We start from the raw sequence: 16,969 nt of genomic DNA on the forward strand, positions 1-16,969 counted from the left end.
TTCTCGTTCATGCTACCCCGTCGAGCCCGCGCTCAAGTTCAGCACGTACCGACGAACACTCTCGACGCCCCCATGTCGCACGTAGTAGTCCGCAGTCCGGCCGCCCAGTTCCTCGAGGGGCTCGTTGAGGAACCACTGCCGCGCCCGCGCGTAGTCGCCGCCATTGAGTAGACCGATCAGGACGATGATGTCATGGGCTTCATTCTCATGATCAGGCGTTCTTCGCTCCTCCCATGGCGCCACGAGCGCTGGCCCCGGCTCGCCGTGCGCGTACTGTTGGAAATAGGCGACCTTTCGCGCGGTGGACCACCGCTTGAGGCGCCTCTCCTCGCGCATTGCCTCCGAGCGCGTTCCGACATCGATGGCGCCGACGAGCGCTATGACCCCGTGCGTCCGCGTAAATTGGCTGCCCTGTCCCTTGCGGTGCTTCGCCAGCCGTGCGGCCAGATCGTGTGTGGCGCCAAGGTAGTACCGATCTCCGCCGCATTGCAGCAAGTAGACACACCACGTGACGCTAGGCCCCGTAAGTGTTCATGACGTGAGCGGCTCGCGCCATATCGAACGAGCCAAGGGCTTGGCAGAACAATATGGCCGTGTCCGAACTGATCCCAAAGCAGTCCACCAGAACGCGCGGCTGACGGACGCCACCGGTCACCATCGCGGCGATGGCGGTGATGCGAAGCTGGTTGGTTCCTACCTGATACCGCCTAAGCCATTTGGCAATCGATTTGGAATCGGTGGCGGTCGTGGCGATTCTCCCCGGAAAGAGAAAAGGACTGGTGTCGGTCTCATCGAAGGCCGAAAATTCGCGCCTGCGCGTTAGCCAGCTCATCAGGGGCTTCGTCAGCAGCGGGTCGACTTCCATCCACAGCTTCGCGAACTTGATTTCGTAACCAGTCGGCGTCTCCCGGATGGCGTCGAGACGGATCCGAGAAGCGCGAACCGCCGTCTGTGCATACACGAGTATGAACAGTGAGATCAGGCCCATGCGCATGTCGGCCTGCGACGGCGAGACCTTGGCGAAGGCCTGGGCCAGCTCAAGGCGTCGCTCTGTAGGAAGCACGGAGTGGTAAGGAAACGGCCGCCGCACTGACGGGACGCTGAGCTTATGAAAGGACCGCTCGCGCTGATTGATGTGGCGGACAAATGCACGTACCCGCGCGCCGCGCAGGGGGTTGATGCCAAGGAACCGATCGAGGACTTCCTGGTTGACCTCTTGGATGCTGCTGGCGCGGTACTCGACCTTAGCGAAGGCGAGTAGTTGATGTGCTGCACGCAGCGCCGACTCGATGCTCTTGGGCTGGATCGGGATCCGGCCGTGCTTTGAGCGGTTGGTGATGCGCGCGCGCGTCGTCACCATCCGCTGCATAAAGCGCTGCAACACCTGGTGGATCCAGGGGCTGTCGTCTTCGAGAAGATGCTGCAAGCGACTGATGGCCAGTTCCAGGCGGTAGTCCGGCTCATTGTCCAGGCCGATCACACCCTGGTGCGCCATGAATGACATAGCCCGTTGGTGCTTGTGCACAAACTCGTGGCCCAGCCGCCGCACGATCAGGACACTGGTGACTTCCTCGCGATCGCCAAAGGCGAGCTCAATCGCCACAAAAAAGCCGATGTCGCGTTTCAGGGCCTTGTACCATTGCCCCCGTTTGCTGGCGAGCCGAGCATGGCGGTGGTACTGCGCGAACAGCTCGCGTGTCCAGCCACGCGTCAACTGCGGCTTCAGTCGCGTCAGCAGGACCTCGTGCAAACGCTCCCAGCCGCAGTCTTCACAGTGGGTCTTGCTGTAACCGGGGCGCCACCGGCCGCACCCTTGGCAATGAATGAGCGCCGGAGCGCCGGTGGGAAGGCAATGCGCGCAGTAGACGCGTCCATCGCGCTCGCCTGCCGGCGTGCGTGGCCGTCGGCAGCCGGCGCAAGTAACGTGTGCGCTGCGCTTGGTCTGGCAACTGCTGCAGGCGGGCTGGTCGAATCCCAGCGCGTAGTTGCGCGTGACGCGCTTTCCGGTGAATCCACAGTAGGCGCAGGTGCGATCGGGCCACATGTAGCGACGACAGCGCCGGCAACAGGCGCTACCGTCGCGCCGCAGGATGCCGCGAGGGCCGATCAGGTCACCGCATCGATCGCAACTGCGTCGTTCGCGCAGGACGATATCGCGGCAGCCGTTACAAAGCGGGGTCGGGTCATCCTCACGCGCGCGCGCCATTTCTCCGCAGCGCTGGCAAGGGCGATGCTTGAACAGAAGGTGGTAACACGCCAGGCAGTAGCCGCCCTCCAGGTCGCGCCGATGGGCCCGGGGTATCTGCTTGTTGCAACTGGTGCACGCTTCGCTCATGAATTGCCCTTGGCCAGGGCGTGGCGCGAAAGCGCCCGAAGGGTCGGGCCGACCGTCGAGTGGGTCGAAGGCGCCGGCGTCGGCGCAACTTCGCTGTCAGTGGCCACCGCCGCCACCTGCGGCTTGCGGACGCGCGCCACCGGGTCAGCCGGCACGGCTGCTTCGACCGGGGTGATGGTCAGTAGGTCGTTTAGCGTGCAATCCAGTGCTTCGCACAGTCCCACCAGCACCTTCAGGGACAAGCGTGCGGGCGGCTGCGGCTTGGCCCAGCGGCCTAGCTGCACTTGCGAGACTTTCACGCCGTGTGTCGACAGTCGACCTTGCAGGCCGACCAGCGTGTTCACGCCGCTCTCCGCCATGCGCACACGCAACCGCCACCTAACTTGTACGCCTCGGGTCATTCGTCATCCTGTTGTTGAAGTGACTGACGCACGATGTTCTTGGCGATCGTGCGCATGAAGTCGTCGGGCAGGTGCGTATAGCGCTGCGTAGTACTGGCGTGCGCGTGTCCGACTTTGGCTTGGGTAAAGGCAAGCGGGACGTTGGCCGCCGCCTCGTGCGAGACAGCCATGTGTCGCAGGCCGTGTGGTGAGAACAACGTCGGATCCAGACCCACGGAGGTAAGAAAATGCTTGAAGCGCGCGGAGATGCTGGCACGCGACAGACGTCGGCCACGATCCGACAGCCACAACGCCTTCCTGGCGTCCTCGCTCTTTGTTTCGAACTGGGGGCGCACGTGCTCGACATACCAGGTCAAGACCAGGGGCAAGTCCGGGTGAATGGTCGGAACCGTGCGTGTGCGCGGACCACTGCCGCGCGAGCCCTTACCTACGACGGTGGCCGCCCCGTAAATGCCGAGCTCGGGCAGGTCGGGATTGGGCGAGAAGCTGAGGAGGTTGAGTTGCTGCCCCTCCTGCAGGCGCAAGCCAAAGCCGTAGTAGACGTAGAACATCGCCTTGTCTCGCTGGAAATAGCGCAACTTGCCCGGCGCGATCTCAGCCGCCGCCTCGATTACCGCGTCGTAGGCAGCGAACGCCAGCGTAGTCTCGTCATCAGTCAAATAACGGCGGGCGCGCACGCCGTTGGCGTCGGTCGAGTGCACCACGCGGTTGTCCGAGGTGGCGATCCGGCTGACCTGCTTGCCGAACAGACGGAGCGCCTCGTTTTGCAACGCGGCGTTCTCGACCAGGTAATTAAAGAACGTGGCCACCGCACCCTGCATGGTGCGCTGACTGCTGGGAGTGAGGTTCCGCTCGAGGCCCAAATGCGCCGACCAGCTCTCGAAATCCGCCTCGGTGATCTCCCACAGCGGCTGGCCGACGAACTGCGCGAACTCGAGCGCGCGTCGTCGAGTGCCCTTGATCGAGTCGGCAGCATGGCCTTTCGCCGGCCGTCGACCCTCGAAGTAGGCCTGGAACATGCGCGTCTGCAGCGCCTGCTCCTCCGCCGTCAGTACCCGCGGCGGCCGGGCCAGGGCGCTGGGCTTCAGGGGCGCCGATGCCTCGGCCGGATCGCCTGGTGGTGTCGGTGGTCCGGACGGAGGTGTCACCGCCAGACCCAGGGCCGGGTCGGTCAACTCCACCGGATCAAGCCGGCGGGGGAATTGGATTACGCGAGCGGTCATGGCCACCCCCTCGCGGTCGATTGGGTGGGCGCCGCGGTCGGACCGGGGCGGGCGGTTAGGTCACTTCGGGTCAGAGGGATGTTCATGCCAAACAGGCATACATCACGCCTCTCGTCTCACAAGTTATTCGACCTAATTCGGCAAAGTCGGCTTACACCGCCGGTTCCCGGTCTTCAACCCCCACCCTTCATGAAATGAAGGGTGGGGGTTGTCCAGCACGGTTTTTTTCTGCCAGATCAATAGCTTGACTCGACTGCCCAGCTTAGCCGGGAACTCTAGAACTTCGGCAGTTCGTCCAGGAACAGGACGCCTTGGTGCGCCATTGATATCTCGCCCGGGCGCGGCTGCGCGCCGCCGCCGATGAGCGCCACCGCGCTCGCGGTGTGGTGGGGCGCACGAAAGGGTCGTTCACGCCAGCGTGCCGGGTCCAGTCCGCGGCCACTGACCGAGGCGATTGCCGCCGCTTCGAGTGCCTCTGCTTCGGACGCTTCCGGCAACAAGCCGGGCAGGCGCGAGGCGAGCAGGGTCTTTCCGCAACCGGGCGGGCCGATCAGCAGCATGTGATGTCCGCCAGCGGCTGCGATCTCCAGCGCCCGACGCGCGTGCGTCTGCCCGCGGACATCGGCAAGGTCCAGCTGCTGGCCTCGCACGCTCGGCACGGCGATGGCCAACGGCAACGACTTGCGACCGGTGAGCTGCGCGCACACTTCCAGCAGCGTGCGTGCGGTGCGAACTTCGACCTGGCTGGCGAGTGCGGCCTCGGCGCCGTTGCCAGCCGGGACGATCAATCGCCGCCCGGCTTGCGCGGTGGCCAGGGCCGCCGGGAGGACGCCGTCGATCGCACGCAACTCGCCGGTCAGGCCAAGTTCGCCGACGAACTCATGGTCGTTGAGTGACTCGAGCGGGATCTGTCCGCTGGCGGCGAGGATCCCCAGCGCGATCGCCAGGTCGAAACGCCCACCCTCCTTCGGCAGGTCGGCAGGCGCGAGGTTGACGGTGATGCGACGGGCCGGGAACTCGAACTGTGCGCACTGGATCGCCGCGCGGACCCGGTCCTTGGCCTCACGAACCGCCGCTTCGGGCAAACCGACGATCGACATCGACGGCAGTCCGCCGGCCAGGTAAACCTCGACGCGTACTGCCGGCGCGCGAACGCCCGATCGCGCACGGCTGTGCACGAGTGCCAGGTTCATCGGGGACAGCCCTCAGTGGGGGCGATAGCTCAGTGGGGCGAGCAGTCAGTGGCGCGGGGAGGCGCTGCCGCCAAGCTGGGCTTCGAGCTCGGCAACGGTGCGCTGCAGCTCGTCGAGCTTCTCGCGGGTGCGCAGCAGGACCGCGCGCTGCACTTCGAATTCTTCGCGCGTGACCAGGTCAAGCTTGGCCAGGCCGGACTGCAGCACCGACTTGAAGTTCTGCTGGAGCTCCTCGCGGCTTTCGCGCAGTCCCGGCGGGACCAGGGTGCTCAGGCGGCGGGCGAGGTCGTCGATGTGGTTGAGGTCGATCATGGTGATGTGTCCTCCAGCAGTAGTCGCAGCTTGCGGCGGGGGCCGTGAGGGCGCCGTAGGCGTTTGCTGCAACCTGCTGTCAGGAAATTCCGAGCGGGCGGGCCACTGTAGCGCATGGCCGACTTCGCCGGTCGGCCGCCCGCCTTGAGTGGCGGGATCGACTCGGTCACCATGAGCCGGCTCAAACCAGCCCGCAACCGCGGACACGTTGCTGGCCGGCCAGCAAGCCCTCCCGATCGGTTGCACCATGCACAAACTGCTCCGCAATTCCTACACGCGCCGTCTGCGTCGCCTGGTTACCGGCGCCCGCCTTCGCGCCTTCCCGTCGAAGGCGCCGACGGCGCAGGCACCCGCGTGCAACATCTGTGGACACCGCCTGGTGGTACCCCTCGAGGTGTTCTCCGACCGCGAAGCGCGCAGTTGCGTCGTCTGCGGGTCGACACTGCGGTTTCGCGCCATCATGGCCGCGCTCCAATCCAGCCTGGACGGCGACCATCAGGTTCGCGTGCTCGAGCGCCTGCCCAGGTGCAAGCACCTCAAGGGCATTGGCATGAGCGATACAGGCTCGTACGCCGGCACGCTCAAGAGCAGGTTCGATTACACCAATACCTTCTTCCATACCGAACCATTGCTGGACATCCGCTCACCGGCCCGGCACCTGATCGGCCAGTTCGACTTCGTCGTCAGCAGCGATGTCCTGGAGCACGTGGACGGACCGCCGCAGCGCGCCTTCAGCAACCTGCGCGCGCTGTTGAAGCCCGGCGGCATCCTTGTATTCACGGTGCCCTATGGCGCGGAACAGGAGACCGTCGAGCACTACCCCGAGCTCCATGACTATCGGATCGAGGGTGAAGGCGACATGCGCGTGCTGATCAATGTCACGACGGATGGCAGGGAACAGCGTTTCACCGACCTGTGCTTCCACGGCGGCGACGGTTCGACGCTGGAGCTGCGCAGGTTCGCCTATCCGCATCTGATCCGTCTGCTTGAGGCAGCCGGTTTCAAGGACATCCGCGTTCACGATGTGGACCACCCCGAGTGGGGCATCGTCCATCAGGCGAAAGAGGGCCTGCCAATCACGGCAACGGCGGCGTAGTCGACCCGCTGCGGGTGCCGATGTTCGCGCGGGCGCGGTCTTCGCTATCCTGCCGCATGGCAGGGGTCCGGTCCGGACCGGGAGAGATTCGATGAAGATGGTCATGGCGGTGATCAAGCCGTTCAAGCTCGACGACGTCCGCGAGGCGCTGGCCGAGGCCGGCGTGGCGGGCATCACCGCCACCGAGGTCAAGGGCTTCGGCCGGCAGAAGGGCCATACCGAGCTCTACCGCGGCGCCGAGTACGTCGTCGACTTCCTGCCCAAGATCAAGCTCGAGGTCGCCATCACCGACGACCAGGTCGAGGCCGTGGTCGAGGCGATCATGAAGGCCGCCGGCACCGGCAAGATCGGCGACGGCAAGATCTTCGTCTGGGACCTGGAACGCGCGGTGCGCATCCGCACCGGCGAGATGGACGGCGACGCGCTCTAGGTTTCGCGCGCTGCCGATATCGCTGCTCGCCTGCCCGACAGGCCCGTTGCGCCACGGACCGGCGCCGTACAGACACACGAATCGCGAATGAGCCGACTTCCCGGGCTGGACCTGCTGCGTGCCATCGCCGTCATCTGGGTGATGCTGTTCCACTCCTTCCTTGTCGGTGGCCTCGGTGCCGATTTCGCCTGGCTGTCGCGCTTCGGCTGGATGGGCGTGGACATCTTCTTCGTCCTCAGCGGCTTCCTGATCGGCAGCCAGGTGCTGACGCCACTGGCGCGCGGCGAACGTCTGTCGTTCGCCGACTTTTACTCACGCCGCGCCTATCGCATCGTGCCGGCGTTCGCGGTGGTGCTGGCGATCTACGTGGCGTTTCCGGCGCTGCATGAATCCGACGGCATCGCGCCGTGGTGGCAGTTCGCCACGTTCACGATGAACCTGCTGGTCCACTACGACACGCAGGCATCGTTCTCGCACGCCTGGTCGCTGTGCGTGGAAGAGCATTTCTACCTGGTCTTCCCGGCGCTGGCATGGTGGATGACGCGACGCCCGTCGGCGGCGAAGTTCGTCGCCGTGTGCATGCTGGTGCTGCTGGGCGGCATCGCGTTGCGTACCGGCGTGTGGTTGCACGATGCGGCCATGGACCCCGACCGTAACTGGTTCGTCGAGGACATCTACTACCCGACCGGGAATCGCCTCGATGGCCTGCTGGCCGGCGTCGTGCTGGCGACGATCTCGGTGTTCCGCCCGGCGCTGTGGGCGCGCATGGGCGAGCGCGGTAACGCGTTCGCGCTGATCGGCCTGGCGATGATGGCGCTGGCCTTCTGGCTGTTCCAGAAGCGCTCGGGACTGCTGGGCAACTCGATTGGCTGGCCGGTGCTGTCGACGGCCATCGCCTGCCTGGTCGTGGCCGCGGCCAGCGCGCGCAGCTGGATCGGGCGTTGGCGCGTGCCGGGTGCGGCATGGATCGCGGCGATCTCGTACAGCCTGTACCTGAGCCACAAGCTGGTGTTCCATGCCGTGGACGTGCAGTTCGGTGAATGGCTGCAAGGGCGCGGTCTGGTCGCGTTCGCCGTCTATGCACTGGCGACCCTCGCCGGCGGCGCGCTGCTGCACTACGCCGTCGAGCGACCGTTCCTGCAACTGCGCGCGCGGCGGCAATCGGCGCGCCGCAATGTCCGCGGCGCAGGCGAAGCAATTACCGCTTGATCACCCGGTACAACCGCCGCCAGCCATCGCGCAGTGCCCGCACCCAGGTCGGCTCGGCCAGTGCCGCGGCTTGCTGCGGAGTGGGGCCCTCACCGGTCAGGCGCTGCTGCATCTTGAACACGTTGGCCAGGTCGCTCCGCCGCAGCTGCCGCACCAGCGGCAGCGAGCGCAACCAGCGTGGCGTGCGCAGCGCCGAGGCGTAGTCGATCAGCACCGGCGTGGTGCCGCAGACCAGGATGTTGGACGCGTGCAGATCGTTATGCGTGATGCCCGCGGCATGCAGGCTGGCCACCGCGCCGCGCAACTGCTGGAACAACTGTGTGCCGGCAGCTTGCAGCGTGTCGCTGTCGAGCGGTTCGCCCTGCACCAGTTCCATGCCCAGTGCCAGGCCGCCGATCGTGCCGAGCAGTGCGGGCGCATGGCGCCAGCCGCGTAGCAGCCGCAGCACGCGTGCCTCGCGGCGCACCAGGATCCGCGCGAACGGCGCCAGCAGCGTCCAGCGATAGCGGCTGTAGTCCTTGATCACGGCAAGGCGTCCGCCGAGGTCGGCGACGTAGACATTGGGCTCGAGCAGTCGTTCGCCATGCTTGAGCATCCGCGACGGTCGCGGCACCGGCCGCACCTGCGGGGCCGGGGGTTTCAGCAGATTCATTGGGCGGCATCCAGGCCGGCGCCGTGAACCGTCTGGGGGAGGGAACGGGCCGGTCTCGCAGGGGGAGGGCGAGGCAGTGGCGCGAATTCTAGGCCGCGCGGGCCTTTGTGACAGTCCCGCGAGCGGAACGATGCATTGCGGGTCGGCGACCACTTCCGGACCGGAAATGCAAAGAGCCCCGCGATTCGCGGGGCTCTTTCAGCACAGCGCGACGTGGGCTTTACTCGCCCAGTTCGGCAGCCACGAACGGCGGTAGCTTGGCCGCGCCCTGGTGGATGTCGGCGGTGTAGTAGCGGGTCTGGAAGCCCTTGGCACGTGCATCGGCCTCGCGGAAATCGAAGCCCTTGCCCTTGCGGGCGAGCGTGCAGCTCCACCAGCCGGTCGGGTAGCACGGCTGCGGGAACGGCAGGGTCTGGAAGGTCGTGAAGCCGGCCTTGCCCATCTCCGCGCGCATTTCCTTGATCAGCTCCAGCAGCATCAGCGGCGATTCGGACTGCTGCACCAGGATGCCGTCGTCCTTGAGCGCGCGGAAGCAACTTTCGAAGAAGGCCTTGTTGAACAGGCCCTCGGCCGGGCCGACCGGGTCGGTCGAGTCGACGATGACGACATCGAGGCTGTTGGGGGCGGCGTTCTTCATGTAGGCGATGCCGTCATCGAACATCAACGTCGCGCGCGGATCGTTGTTGGCGTCGCACAGTTCCGGGAACCACTTCTCGGCCATGCGCGTGACCTGCTCGTCGATGTCGCACTGCACGGCGGTCTCCACGCCGGGGTGCTTGAGCACCTCGCGCAGCGTGCCGCAGTCGCCACCACCGATGATCACCACGTTCTTCGGCGCGGCATGGGTGAACAGCGCCGGGTGCGACATCATCTCGTGATAGAAGAAATTGTCCTTCGTCGTCAGCATCATCGCGCCGTCGATGAGCATCAGGTTGCCCCAGTCGGTGCTCTCGAAGATCTCGATCTTCTGGAACGGCGACTGCACCTCGTCCAGCTTGCGGGTGATGCGATAGCCGATGGCCGAGCCGGTCGGTTCGAAGTTTTCGTAATGCCAGGAGGTGTCGTTGCTCATGCCGGTTCGTCCCAGGGGAGGTGGCCGCGGCCGCAGGTGTCCGTCTCGATGGTGCTGACGGACCGGCGCAGGCGGGGAAAGGGGGCGGCATTGTAGCGGACCGGGTGTGACAGGCCCGACGGCAGGGACCTCCGGTTGCCGGGCGGGCCCCGCAGCCGCCGCAGGAAGCGCTCGCGGGCCCTGCCGCAAACGTGTCAACAGCCGCCGGCACAACGGGCTGTAGAATGCGCCTCCCCCCGCCTCCGCCGGTAGCACGCCGATGTCCCACTGGTCGCTCGATCAGGCCCGCAAGACCTACTCGATTCCGCATTGGTCGGAGGGCTACTTCGACGTGAATGCGGCCGGGCAGGTCGTGGTCCGTCCGCGCGGCGCCGCCGGTCCGGACGTGTCGCTGCCGGAGGTGGTCGATCGTGCCCGTGGCAATGGCGCCAAGCTGCCGCTGCTGGTGCGCTTCCCCGACATCCTCGGCGATCGCCTCGGCAAGCTGCAGTCGGCCTTTGCCCAGGCGCAGGCCGACTGGGACTACGCCGGCGGCTACACCGCCGTCTACCCGATCAAGGTCAACCAGCACCAGGGCGTGGCCGGCACGCTGGCCTCGCACCATGGCGACGGCTTCGGCCTGGAGGCCGGCAGCAAGCCCGAGCTGATGGCGGTGCTGGCGCTGAGCCGCCCCGGCGGCCTGATCGTCTGCAACGGCTACAAGGACCGCGAGTACATCCGCCTGGCCCTGATCGGCCGCAAGCTCGGCCTGCAGACCTTCATCGTCATCGAGAAGCCGTCCGAGCTGGCGATCGTCATGGAAGAAGCCGCGGCGCTGGGCGTGAAGCCAGGCCTGGGCGTGCGCATGCGCCTGGCCAGCCTCGGCGCCGGCAAGTGGCAGAACAGCGGCGGCGACAAGGCCAAGTTCGGCCTGTCCCCGCGCCAGGTGCTGGACCTGTGGAAGAACCTGCGCGACAGCGGCATGACCGACTGCCTGCAGCTGCTGCACTTCCACATGGGTTCGCAGATCTCCAACGTCCGCGACATCGCCAACGGCATGCGCGAGGCGACGCGTTACTTCGTCGAACTGTCGCGCCTGGGCGCGCGCATCGCCTACATGGACGTCGGTGGCGGCCTGGGCATCGATTACGAAGGCACCCGTTCGCGCGGCTACTGCTCGATCAACTACGGCGTGCACCAGTACGCCAGCAACATCGTCCAGCCGCTGGCCGAAGCCTGCGCCGAGCACGGCCTGGTGCCGCCGCGCATCGTCACCGAGTGCGGCCGCGCGATGACCGCGCACCACGCCGTGCTGGTGGCCAACGTGTCCGAGGTCGAGGAAGCGCCGGAAGGCCGCATCCCCGACGAGCACGACGACGAGCCGGCAGTGATCCGCCACCTGCGCGAAATCCACGCCGAGCTCGACCAGCGCCCGGCGGTGGAGCTGTTCCACGAGGCCCAGCACCACCACAGCGAAGGCCTGTCGCTGTACGCGCTCGGCCAGATCGACCTGGTGCATCGCGCGCGCATCGACGACCTGTTCTATGCAATCGCGCATGCAGTGCGCAAGCGCCTGAGCTTCGACGAGAAGAGCCACCGCGAGCTGCTCGACGAACTCAACGATCGCCTGGTCGACAAGTACTTCGTCAACTTCAGCGTGTTCGAGTCGATCCCGGATGTGTGGGCGATCGACCAGGTTTTCCCGATCGTGCCGATCGAACGCCTGGACGAGGTGCCGACGCGCCGCGGCATCCTCGCCGACATGACCTGCGACTCCGATGGCACGGTCAAGACCTACGTCGAGAACGAGGGCCTGGACACCTCGATGCCGCTGCACGCGCCGCGCCCTGGCGAGAGCTACCGCATCGCCTTCTTCCTGGTCGGTGCCTACCAGGAGATCCTCGGCGACATCCACAACCTGTTCGGCGACACCGATGCGATAGAAGTGCGCGTCGACGGAACCGCGCAGGGCTACCAGCTGACCCAGCAGCGTCGCGGCGACACCACCGATGTCATGCTCGACTACGTCGGCTACAAGCTGTCGGACCTGCGCGCCGCCTACAAGGCCAAGGTCGCGGCGGCGGGCTTGCCGGCCGACGAGGCCGCACGAATGGATGCGGCCCTGGAAACCGGCCTGACCGGCTACACCTATCTGGACGACACGCCGCTGGCGTGACGCCCTGGCCGGCATAAACACGACTCCGCGCCTGCGCGCGGATTACAGCGGTCCCCGCCCGGCGGTGGATCGCGTTCTCAGGTAGGAAGGTGGCAGCGACCGCTGCCCCGCCTGCCACCAAGCGGAATATGAACAAGATGAAAGTTGGATTGATCGGCCTGGGCGCGATGGGCGCGCCGATGGCGCGCCACATACACACCACCGGCTTGCTGATCGCGGTGGGCAACCGCACCCAGGCCAAGGCCGATGCGATGGCCGCCGAGCTTTCGGTGCGCGCGGCACGCTCGGCGGCGAACTTCGCCGACTGCGACCTGGTGGTGCTTTGCGTCTCGCTCGATGCCGACGTGCTGGAGAACGTGGCCGCACTGGCCGAAGTGCTCAAGCCCGGTGCGGTCGTGATCGACCATTCGACCGTGGCGGTGGAGACCGCGCGTCGCTGCGCGGCCATGCTCGGTGCGCACAACATCGCCTTCCTCGATGCGCCGGTCTCCGGCGGTGTCGAAGGCGCGCGCAACGGCAAGCTGTCGGTGATGGTCGGCGGCAATTCCGAAGCGCTCGACAACGTCCGCCCGGTCATCGAAAGCTATGCCGCGCGCGTCACGCACATGGGTGCGAGCGGCGCCGGCCAGGCCGCCAAGGCCGTCAACCAGGTGCTGGTCGCCGGCATCAACGAAGCGGTCAGCGAAGGCCTGGCGCTGGGCGAGAAGCTCGGCCTGAATCCTGACAAGTTGCTGCCGACCCTGCTGGCCGGTGCGGCGAGCAACTGGTTCCTGGAAAAGCGCGGCGCGACCATGCTGCGTGACGAGTTCACGCCGGGCTTCAAGTGCGCGCACATGCTCAAGGACCTGCGCATCGTCCAGTCCATCGCGCGCGATTGCGGCCTGCGCTTGCCGACGGTCGAACAGGCGCTGGCCGATTACGCCGAACTGATCGAACACGGGCAGGGCGAGGCCGACACGTCGGCGCTGATCACCCTCAAGCGCGGCGGCTGATCCGCGCCAGCCACTGCGGACCGTACTGCGCGCCCAGCCGGGCGCCCAGCACGGCGAGGGCGAGCGACAGCAGCATCGCCATCGCGTTGAGCTTCAGCACCAGCATCAGCGGCATCGTCGGCGAAGCCGCCAGGACCGCCAGGCTCGTCACCCAGACCACGGCCATCAGCGCCGCTGCGATCCAGGCGAATCGCACACCGGCGATTGCGCCACCGGCGGCCATCGCCACCAGCACGCCGAGCAGATCGAACACGGGCAGGTCGCCCAGCGGCGTCTTGAGCGCTTGATTGAGCGGTGCACCCAGCAGCATCGTGATCACGGCAAACGCCACGAGCAGGCCCAACGCCGCGATGCAGCCCCAAAGAATGCGCTTGTCCATGCCGTCCCCTCAAAGATCGGCGCAGTCTAGCCCGGGCCGCAGCGCAGCGCGGTGACCGCGGTCGCAGAGGCCGGATGCGCGGCCCGGACGGTTCGCCCGGGCCACGAACGGGTTACTGGACCTTGATGGCCATCGCCGGCAGACCGCCGCTGGCGAGCTTGCGCTTGGCGTCGGCGAGGTCGCTGGCGGTGCCATAGGGCCCCATGCGCACGCGGTACACGGTCGAGCCCTTGATGCTGGCCGACTCCACCCGCGCGCTGAGGCCGAGCAGGGCGATCTTCGCCTTCATTTCCTCGGCCTGGCCCGAGGCCTGGAATGCGCCGGCCTGGAGCAGGTAACGGGTGCCGTCGTCGGCGGCCGCAGCGGCAGGCGTGGCGGCGCTGGCGGTGTTGGCTGCTGCCACCGGTGCCGGTTCCGGATTGGTCGGCGCGGTGGCCGGCGTCGCCGCCGGCGCAGTCTCGACGGGCTTGGGCAGGGACGCGACAGGCTTGCTGTCGACCTTGTCCGCGTCGTCGTCATTTGCCTTGCTGGCCTTCTGCCGGGCCGCCTCGCGCTTGGCTTCGGCCTGTTCGCTGGCGGCCAGCTCGGCGTCCGACATCGGCACTTCCTTACCCGGCAGCAGGGTATAGAAGTCGTAGTCGGTGTCCTTCTTGGGCTCGCCGTCCTTGCCGCCGCGCTTGGGCTTGTCGGCCGGCTCGCTGCTGTCGCCGTCGCTGGCGATGGCTTCATCGTCGCCGCCCGAGACCGCGGCCGGCCTGGCGTCCGGGTTCGGCTGGGGGCGGAAGAAACCGTCGCCGCCGGACTTGAGGTACTTGGGCGCGACCAGGATCACCACGACGGCGAGCAGGATGCCCAGCACCATCCATGCCCATCCCGGCAGGCCGCTGCTGTTTCCCTGGTTGCGCTTTGCCTGCGTCTTGCCGCGTCGTGCTGCCACTTACATCACCTCGGGGGCGCTCACGCCCAGTAGTTCGAGACCGTTGGCCAGGACCTGGCGCGTCGCCATCGCCAGCACCAGTCGCGCATCGCGGGTGTTGGCGTCGTCGACCAGGAACTGGTGGTCGTTGTAGTACGTCTGGAAAGTCTGTGCCAGTTCGAGCAGGTAGACCGCGATCTGGTGCGGTTCGAGGTCGCGGCCGGCGGTCTCGACCACGTCGCCGTAGCGCAGCAGCGTGGCGACCAGTTCGCGTGCCGGGGCATCGTCCAGGTCGAGCGGCTGCGCCAGGCCGTTGGCCGGGTCGTAACCCAGGCCGCGCTCCTTGAGCTGGCGCACCAGGCCGCACATGCGCGCATGCGAGACTTGGACGTAATAGACCGGGTTGTCGAGCGACTGGCTGCGGGCGAAATCGATGTCGAAGGTCAGCTGCGAATCGGGCTTGCGCGCGATCAGGAACCAGCGCGTGGCATCGCGGCCGGCTTCGTCGATCAGGTCGCGCAGGGTCACGTAGCTGCCGGCGCGCTTGGACAGCTTCACTTCCTCGCCACTGCGCATCACCGTGACCATCTGGTGGAGCATGTACTCCGGCCAGCCCTCGGGGATGCCGCAGTCCAGCGCCTGCAGGCCGGCGCGCACGCGCGCCAGGCTGCCGTGGTGGTCGGCGCCCAGCTCGGTGACCGCGCGCTCGTAACCGCGCTGCCACTTCGACAGGTGGTAGGCCACGTCGGGCAGGAAGTAGGTGTAGGTGCCGTCGGACTTGCGCATCACGCGGTCCTTGTCGTCACCGAAGTCGGTGCTGCGCAGCCACAGCGCGCCGCCTTCCTCGTAGGTGTGGCCGTGCTTGACCAGCTCGCGCACCGTCTCCTCGACCTTGCCGTCGGTGTACAGCGACGACTCGAGGAAATAGACGTCGAACGACACGCCGAACGCCTCAAGGTCGAGATTCTGCTCGCGGCGCAGGTAGGCCACGGCGAAGCGGCGGATGGCGTCGAGATCGTCAGCGTCCTTGGCGCCGGTGACGACATGGCCGTCGACTTCGACGCTGGCGCCATCGAGGTAGGCGCGGGCGACGTCCTTGATGTAGTCGCCGCGGTAGCCGTCTTCCGGCCAGCCGGCGTCATCCGGACCCTTGCCCTGCGCGCGTGCCTGCACCGAGATGGCCAGGTTGTTGATCTGCGCGCCGGCGTCGTTGTAGTAGAACTCGCGGGTGACGTCCCAGCCGTTGGCATCGAGCACGCGCGCGATGCAGTCGCCGATGACCGCCGCGCGGCCATGGCCGACGTGCAGCGGACCGGTCGGATTGGCCGAGACGAATTCGACGCCGGCACGGTGGCCCTTGCCGGTGGCGTTGCGACCGTAGGCCGCGCCCTTCGCCAGAACCTCGCCGATGCGCTCGCGCCACGCGCCTTCGGCGACGTGGAAGTTGATGAAGCCGGGGCCGGCGATCTCGATCCGCCCCACTTCGGCACTGGCCGGCAGCGCGTCGACCAGCGCCTGCGCGATCGCGCGCGGGTTGGACTTGGCCGGCTTGGCCAGGAGCATCGCCGCGTTGGTCGAGAAATCCCCCTGCGCATGGCTCTTGGGACGCTCGATCACGAACTCGGGCGTGGCCAGGTCGGCCGGCAGGGTGCCGGCGGCGCGGAGGGCGTCGATGGCCTGCGCCACCAGGGCGCGAAGAGTGGCTTTCACGGGGAGTCTGCGGGTGTTGCGGGACCGGGGATTGTACGCGACGCCCCGTCGGCTCACAGGCAGGCGCATTCACGGCGAACCGCTCGCACCCCGCCGCTCACACCCAGCCGCGCGCCGCCAGCGACACCGGCGGGCCGTCGGCGATCACGAAATGATCCAGCAGGCGCAGGTCGACCAGCGACAGGGCCTGTTTCAGGCGTGCGGTGAGGGCGCGGTCGGCGGCGCTGGGCTCCGGATTACCGCTGGGATGGTTGTGGCCGACGATCAGCGCCGCGGCGTTGTGCGCCAGCGCGCGCCGGACCACTTCGCGCGGGTGCACCTCGGCACCGTCGAGCGTGCCGCGGAACATCTCCTCGAACGCCAGCGCGCGATGGCGCGTATCGAGGAAGAGCACCGCGAACACCTCGCGCGGCAGCCCGCGCAGGCGCTGGGCGAAGTAGCGGCCGGCGGCCATGGGGTCGTCCATGGCGATGCCGCGTTCGAGGTCTGCGCCAAGCCGGCGGTGGCCCAGCTCCAGCGCCGCCGCCAGCAGGCAGGCGCGGGCGGGCCCCAGGCCGGGCAGTCGCGCCAGTTCACCCGGCGGCCGCTCGAGCAGCGCGCGAAGCGGCCCGTGCAATTGCAGCAGCTCGCGCGCCGTGGCGATCGCATCGCGGCCGCGCAGGCCCGAGCCGAGGAAGAGCGCCAGCAGTTCGGCATCGGACAGGACGCCGGCGCCCTGTGCCAGCAGCCGCTCGCGAGGGCGTTCGCTGCTGGGCCAGTCGCGGATGTGCATGGGACGTCCTTGTCGGATCGGGGCTGACCGGGGAGGAAGGTGATCGACCGCCGCGGGGCGAGGGGTCGCATCCAGTGCCCCTGGATGCAGCATCACGGCGGCCGACCACCCGGGCCCATTCG

16 protein-coding genes and 1 pseudogene are annotated in these 16,969 nt (G+C 67.3%); 5 read left to right on the forward strand and 12 right to left on the reverse strand.

The annotated features are described in order from the left end of the window. Nucleotides 1-12 precede the first annotated feature (12 nt). The 6 genes and pseudogenes from HIV01_RS14890 to ubiK all read right to left on the reverse strand — a co-directional run bounded on the left by HIV01_RS14890 (nucleotide 13) and on the right by ubiK (nucleotide 5,464). Nucleotides 13-495: a GIY-YIG nuclease family protein gene (locus HIV01_RS14890; protein ID WP_200608351.1), complete on the reverse strand. Its 483-nt coding sequence runs from the start codon at nucleotides 493-495 to the stop codon at nucleotides 13-15. Nucleotides 496-514: 19 nt separating this feature from the next. Beyond that, nucleotides 515-2,335, reverse strand: a complete 1,821-nt coding sequence (locus HIV01_RS14895) for a hypothetical protein (protein WP_200608353.1) — start codon at nucleotides 2,333-2,335, stop codon at nucleotides 515-517. Beyond that, nucleotides 2,332-2,736 carry a helix-turn-helix domain-containing protein gene (locus HIV01_RS14900; protein ID WP_200608354.1) on the reverse strand — a complete coding sequence of 135 codons (405 nt, stop codon included), beginning with the start codon at nucleotides 2,734-2,736 and terminating at the stop codon, nucleotides 2,332-2,334. The genes HIV01_RS14895 and HIV01_RS14900 overlap by 4 nt, the downstream gene beginning before the upstream one ends. Further along, a complete protein-coding gene (locus HIV01_RS14905) occupies nucleotides 2,733-3,959 on the reverse strand; it encodes a tyrosine-type recombinase/integrase (protein ID WP_200608356.1) in 1,227 nt (408 codons plus the stop codon). Before HIV01_RS14905 ends, HIV01_RS14900 begins: the two co-directional genes overlap by 4 nt. A 278-nt stretch (nucleotides 3,960-4,237) precedes the next feature. After that, nucleotides 4,238-5,152: pseudogene (locus HIV01_RS14910) on the reverse strand (YifB family Mg chelatase-like AAA ATPase); the annotation flags it as partial. A 45-nt stretch (nucleotides 5,153-5,197) separates the two neighbouring features. Next, complete coding sequence (gene ubiK, locus HIV01_RS14915; RefSeq protein ID WP_200608360.1) at nucleotides 5,198-5,464, reverse strand: ubiquinone biosynthesis accessory factor UbiK; 267 nt, start codon at nucleotides 5,462-5,464, stop codon at nucleotides 5,198-5,200. Between the two features lie 247 nt (nucleotides 5,465-5,711). Between ubiK and HIV01_RS14920 the strand changes: the two genes are divergently transcribed. From HIV01_RS14920 to HIV01_RS14930, 3 genes are all read left to right on the forward strand, one after another. Then, a complete protein-coding gene (locus HIV01_RS14920; protein ID WP_200608362.1) occupies nucleotides 5,712-6,560 on the forward strand; it encodes a class I SAM-dependent methyltransferase in 849 nt (282 codons plus the stop codon). 91 nt (nucleotides 6,561-6,651) lie between these two features. Then, a complete protein-coding gene (locus HIV01_RS14925) occupies nucleotides 6,652-6,990 on the forward strand; it encodes a P-II family nitrogen regulator (protein ID WP_158732151.1) in 339 nt (112 codons plus the stop codon). An 87-nt stretch (nucleotides 6,991-7,077) separates the two neighbouring features. Next, the gene (locus HIV01_RS14930; RefSeq protein WP_200608364.1) at nucleotides 7,078-8,199 is read left to right on the forward strand and encodes an acyltransferase family protein; all 1,122 of its coding nucleotides are present in this window, start codon (nucleotides 7,078-7,080) and stop codon (nucleotides 8,197-8,199) included. Here the strand turns inward: HIV01_RS14930 and HIV01_RS14935 are convergent. Then, the gene (locus HIV01_RS14935; RefSeq protein WP_200608366.1) at nucleotides 8,189-8,851 is read right to left on the reverse strand and encodes a BUD32 family EKC/KEOPS complex subunit; all 663 of its coding nucleotides are present in this window, start codon (nucleotides 8,849-8,851) and stop codon (nucleotides 8,189-8,191) included. The genes HIV01_RS14930 and HIV01_RS14935 overlap by 11 nt on opposite strands. Before the next feature lie 220 nt (nucleotides 8,852-9,071). Then, the gene (gene speE / locus HIV01_RS14940) at nucleotides 9,072-9,923 is read right to left on the reverse strand and encodes a polyamine aminopropyltransferase (protein ID WP_200608368.1); all 852 of its coding nucleotides are present in this window, start codon (nucleotides 9,921-9,923) and stop codon (nucleotides 9,072-9,074) included. A gap of 259 nt (nucleotides 9,924-10,182) precedes the next feature. Here speE and speA point away from each other — a divergent pair, with 259 nt between their 5' ends. Together speA and HIV01_RS14950 are read left to right on the forward strand one after the other, a co-directional pair. Beyond that, nucleotides 10,183-12,078: an arginine decarboxylase gene (gene speA / locus HIV01_RS14945; RefSeq protein WP_200608370.1), complete on the forward strand. Its 1,896-nt coding sequence runs from the start codon at nucleotides 10,183-10,185 to the stop codon at nucleotides 12,076-12,078. An 89-nt stretch (nucleotides 12,079-12,167) separates the two neighbouring features. Further along, a complete protein-coding gene (locus HIV01_RS14950) occupies nucleotides 12,168-13,070 on the forward strand; it encodes an NAD(P)-dependent oxidoreductase (RefSeq protein ID WP_280633567.1) in 903 nt (300 codons plus the stop codon). Here the strand turns inward: HIV01_RS14950 and HIV01_RS14955 are convergent. From HIV01_RS14955 to radC, 4 genes are all read right to left on the reverse strand, one after another. After that, the gene (locus HIV01_RS14955; protein ID WP_200608373.1) at nucleotides 13,054-13,449 is read right to left on the reverse strand and encodes a hypothetical protein; all 396 of its coding nucleotides are present in this window, start codon (nucleotides 13,447-13,449) and stop codon (nucleotides 13,054-13,056) included. The genes HIV01_RS14950 and HIV01_RS14955 overlap by 17 nt on opposite strands. A 112-nt stretch (nucleotides 13,450-13,561) precedes the next feature. Further along, complete coding sequence (locus HIV01_RS14960) at nucleotides 13,562-14,386, reverse strand: SPOR domain-containing protein (RefSeq protein WP_200608375.1); 825 nt, start codon at nucleotides 14,384-14,386, stop codon at nucleotides 13,562-13,564. After that, nucleotides 14,387-16,075, reverse strand: coding sequence for an arginine--tRNA ligase (gene argS / locus HIV01_RS14965; protein WP_200608376.1), 1,689 nt, complete (start codon nucleotides 16,073-16,075; stop codon nucleotides 14,387-14,389). A gap of 97 nt (nucleotides 16,076-16,172) precedes the next feature. Next, a complete protein-coding gene (radC, locus tag HIV01_RS14970) occupies nucleotides 16,173-16,847 on the reverse strand; it encodes a RadC family protein (protein ID WP_200608378.1) in 675 nt (224 codons plus the stop codon). Nucleotides 16,848-16,969: the final 122 nt, after the last annotated feature.

Source organism: Lysobacter arenosi (assembly GCF_016613475.2).
GTDB lineage: Bacteria > Pseudomonadota > Gammaproteobacteria > Xanthomonadales > Xanthomonadaceae > Lysobacter_J > Lysobacter_J arenosi.

Excerpts from the sequence above, each read along its gene's own strand:
- HIV01_RS14895 (WP_200608353.1), bottom strand. The coding sequence starts at position 2,335 with ATGAGCGAAGCGTGCACCAGTTGCAACAAGCAGATACCCCGGGCCCAT.
- HIV01_RS14900 (WP_200608354.1), bottom strand. The coding sequence starts at position 2,736 with ATGACCCGAGGCGTACAAGTTAGGTGGCGGTTGCGTGTGCGCATGGCG.
- HIV01_RS14905 (WP_200608356.1), bottom strand. The coding sequence starts at position 3,959 with ATGACCGCTCGCGTAATCCAATTCCCCCGCCGGCTTGATCCGGTGGAG.
- ubiK (WP_200608360.1), bottom strand. The coding sequence starts at position 5,464 with ATGATCGACCTCAACCACATCGACGACCTCGCCCGCCGCCTGAGCACC.
- HIV01_RS14920 (WP_200608362.1), top strand. The coding sequence starts at position 5,712 with ATGCACAAACTGCTCCGCAATTCCTACACGCGCCGTCTGCGTCGCCTG.
- HIV01_RS14925 (WP_158732151.1), top strand. The coding sequence starts at position 6,652 with ATGAAGATGGTCATGGCGGTGATCAAGCCGTTCAAGCTCGACGACGTC.
- HIV01_RS14930 (WP_200608364.1), top strand. The coding sequence starts at position 7,078 with ATGAGCCGACTTCCCGGGCTGGACCTGCTGCGTGCCATCGCCGTCATC.
- HIV01_RS14935 (WP_200608366.1), bottom strand. The coding sequence starts at position 8,851 with ATGAATCTGCTGAAACCCCCGGCCCCGCAGGTGCGGCCGGTGCCGCGA.
- speE (WP_200608368.1), bottom strand. The coding sequence starts at position 9,923 with ATGAGCAACGACACCTCCTGGCATTACGAAAACTTCGAACCGACCGGC.
- speA (WP_200608370.1), top strand. The coding sequence starts at position 10,183 with ATGTCCCACTGGTCGCTCGATCAGGCCCGCAAGACCTACTCGATTCCG.
- HIV01_RS14955 (WP_200608373.1), bottom strand. The coding sequence starts at position 13,449 with ATGGACAAGCGCATTCTTTGGGGCTGCATCGCGGCGTTGGGCCTGCTC.
- radC (WP_200608378.1), bottom strand. The coding sequence starts at position 16,847 with ATGCACATCCGCGACTGGCCCAGCAGCGAACGCCCTCGCGAGCGGCTG.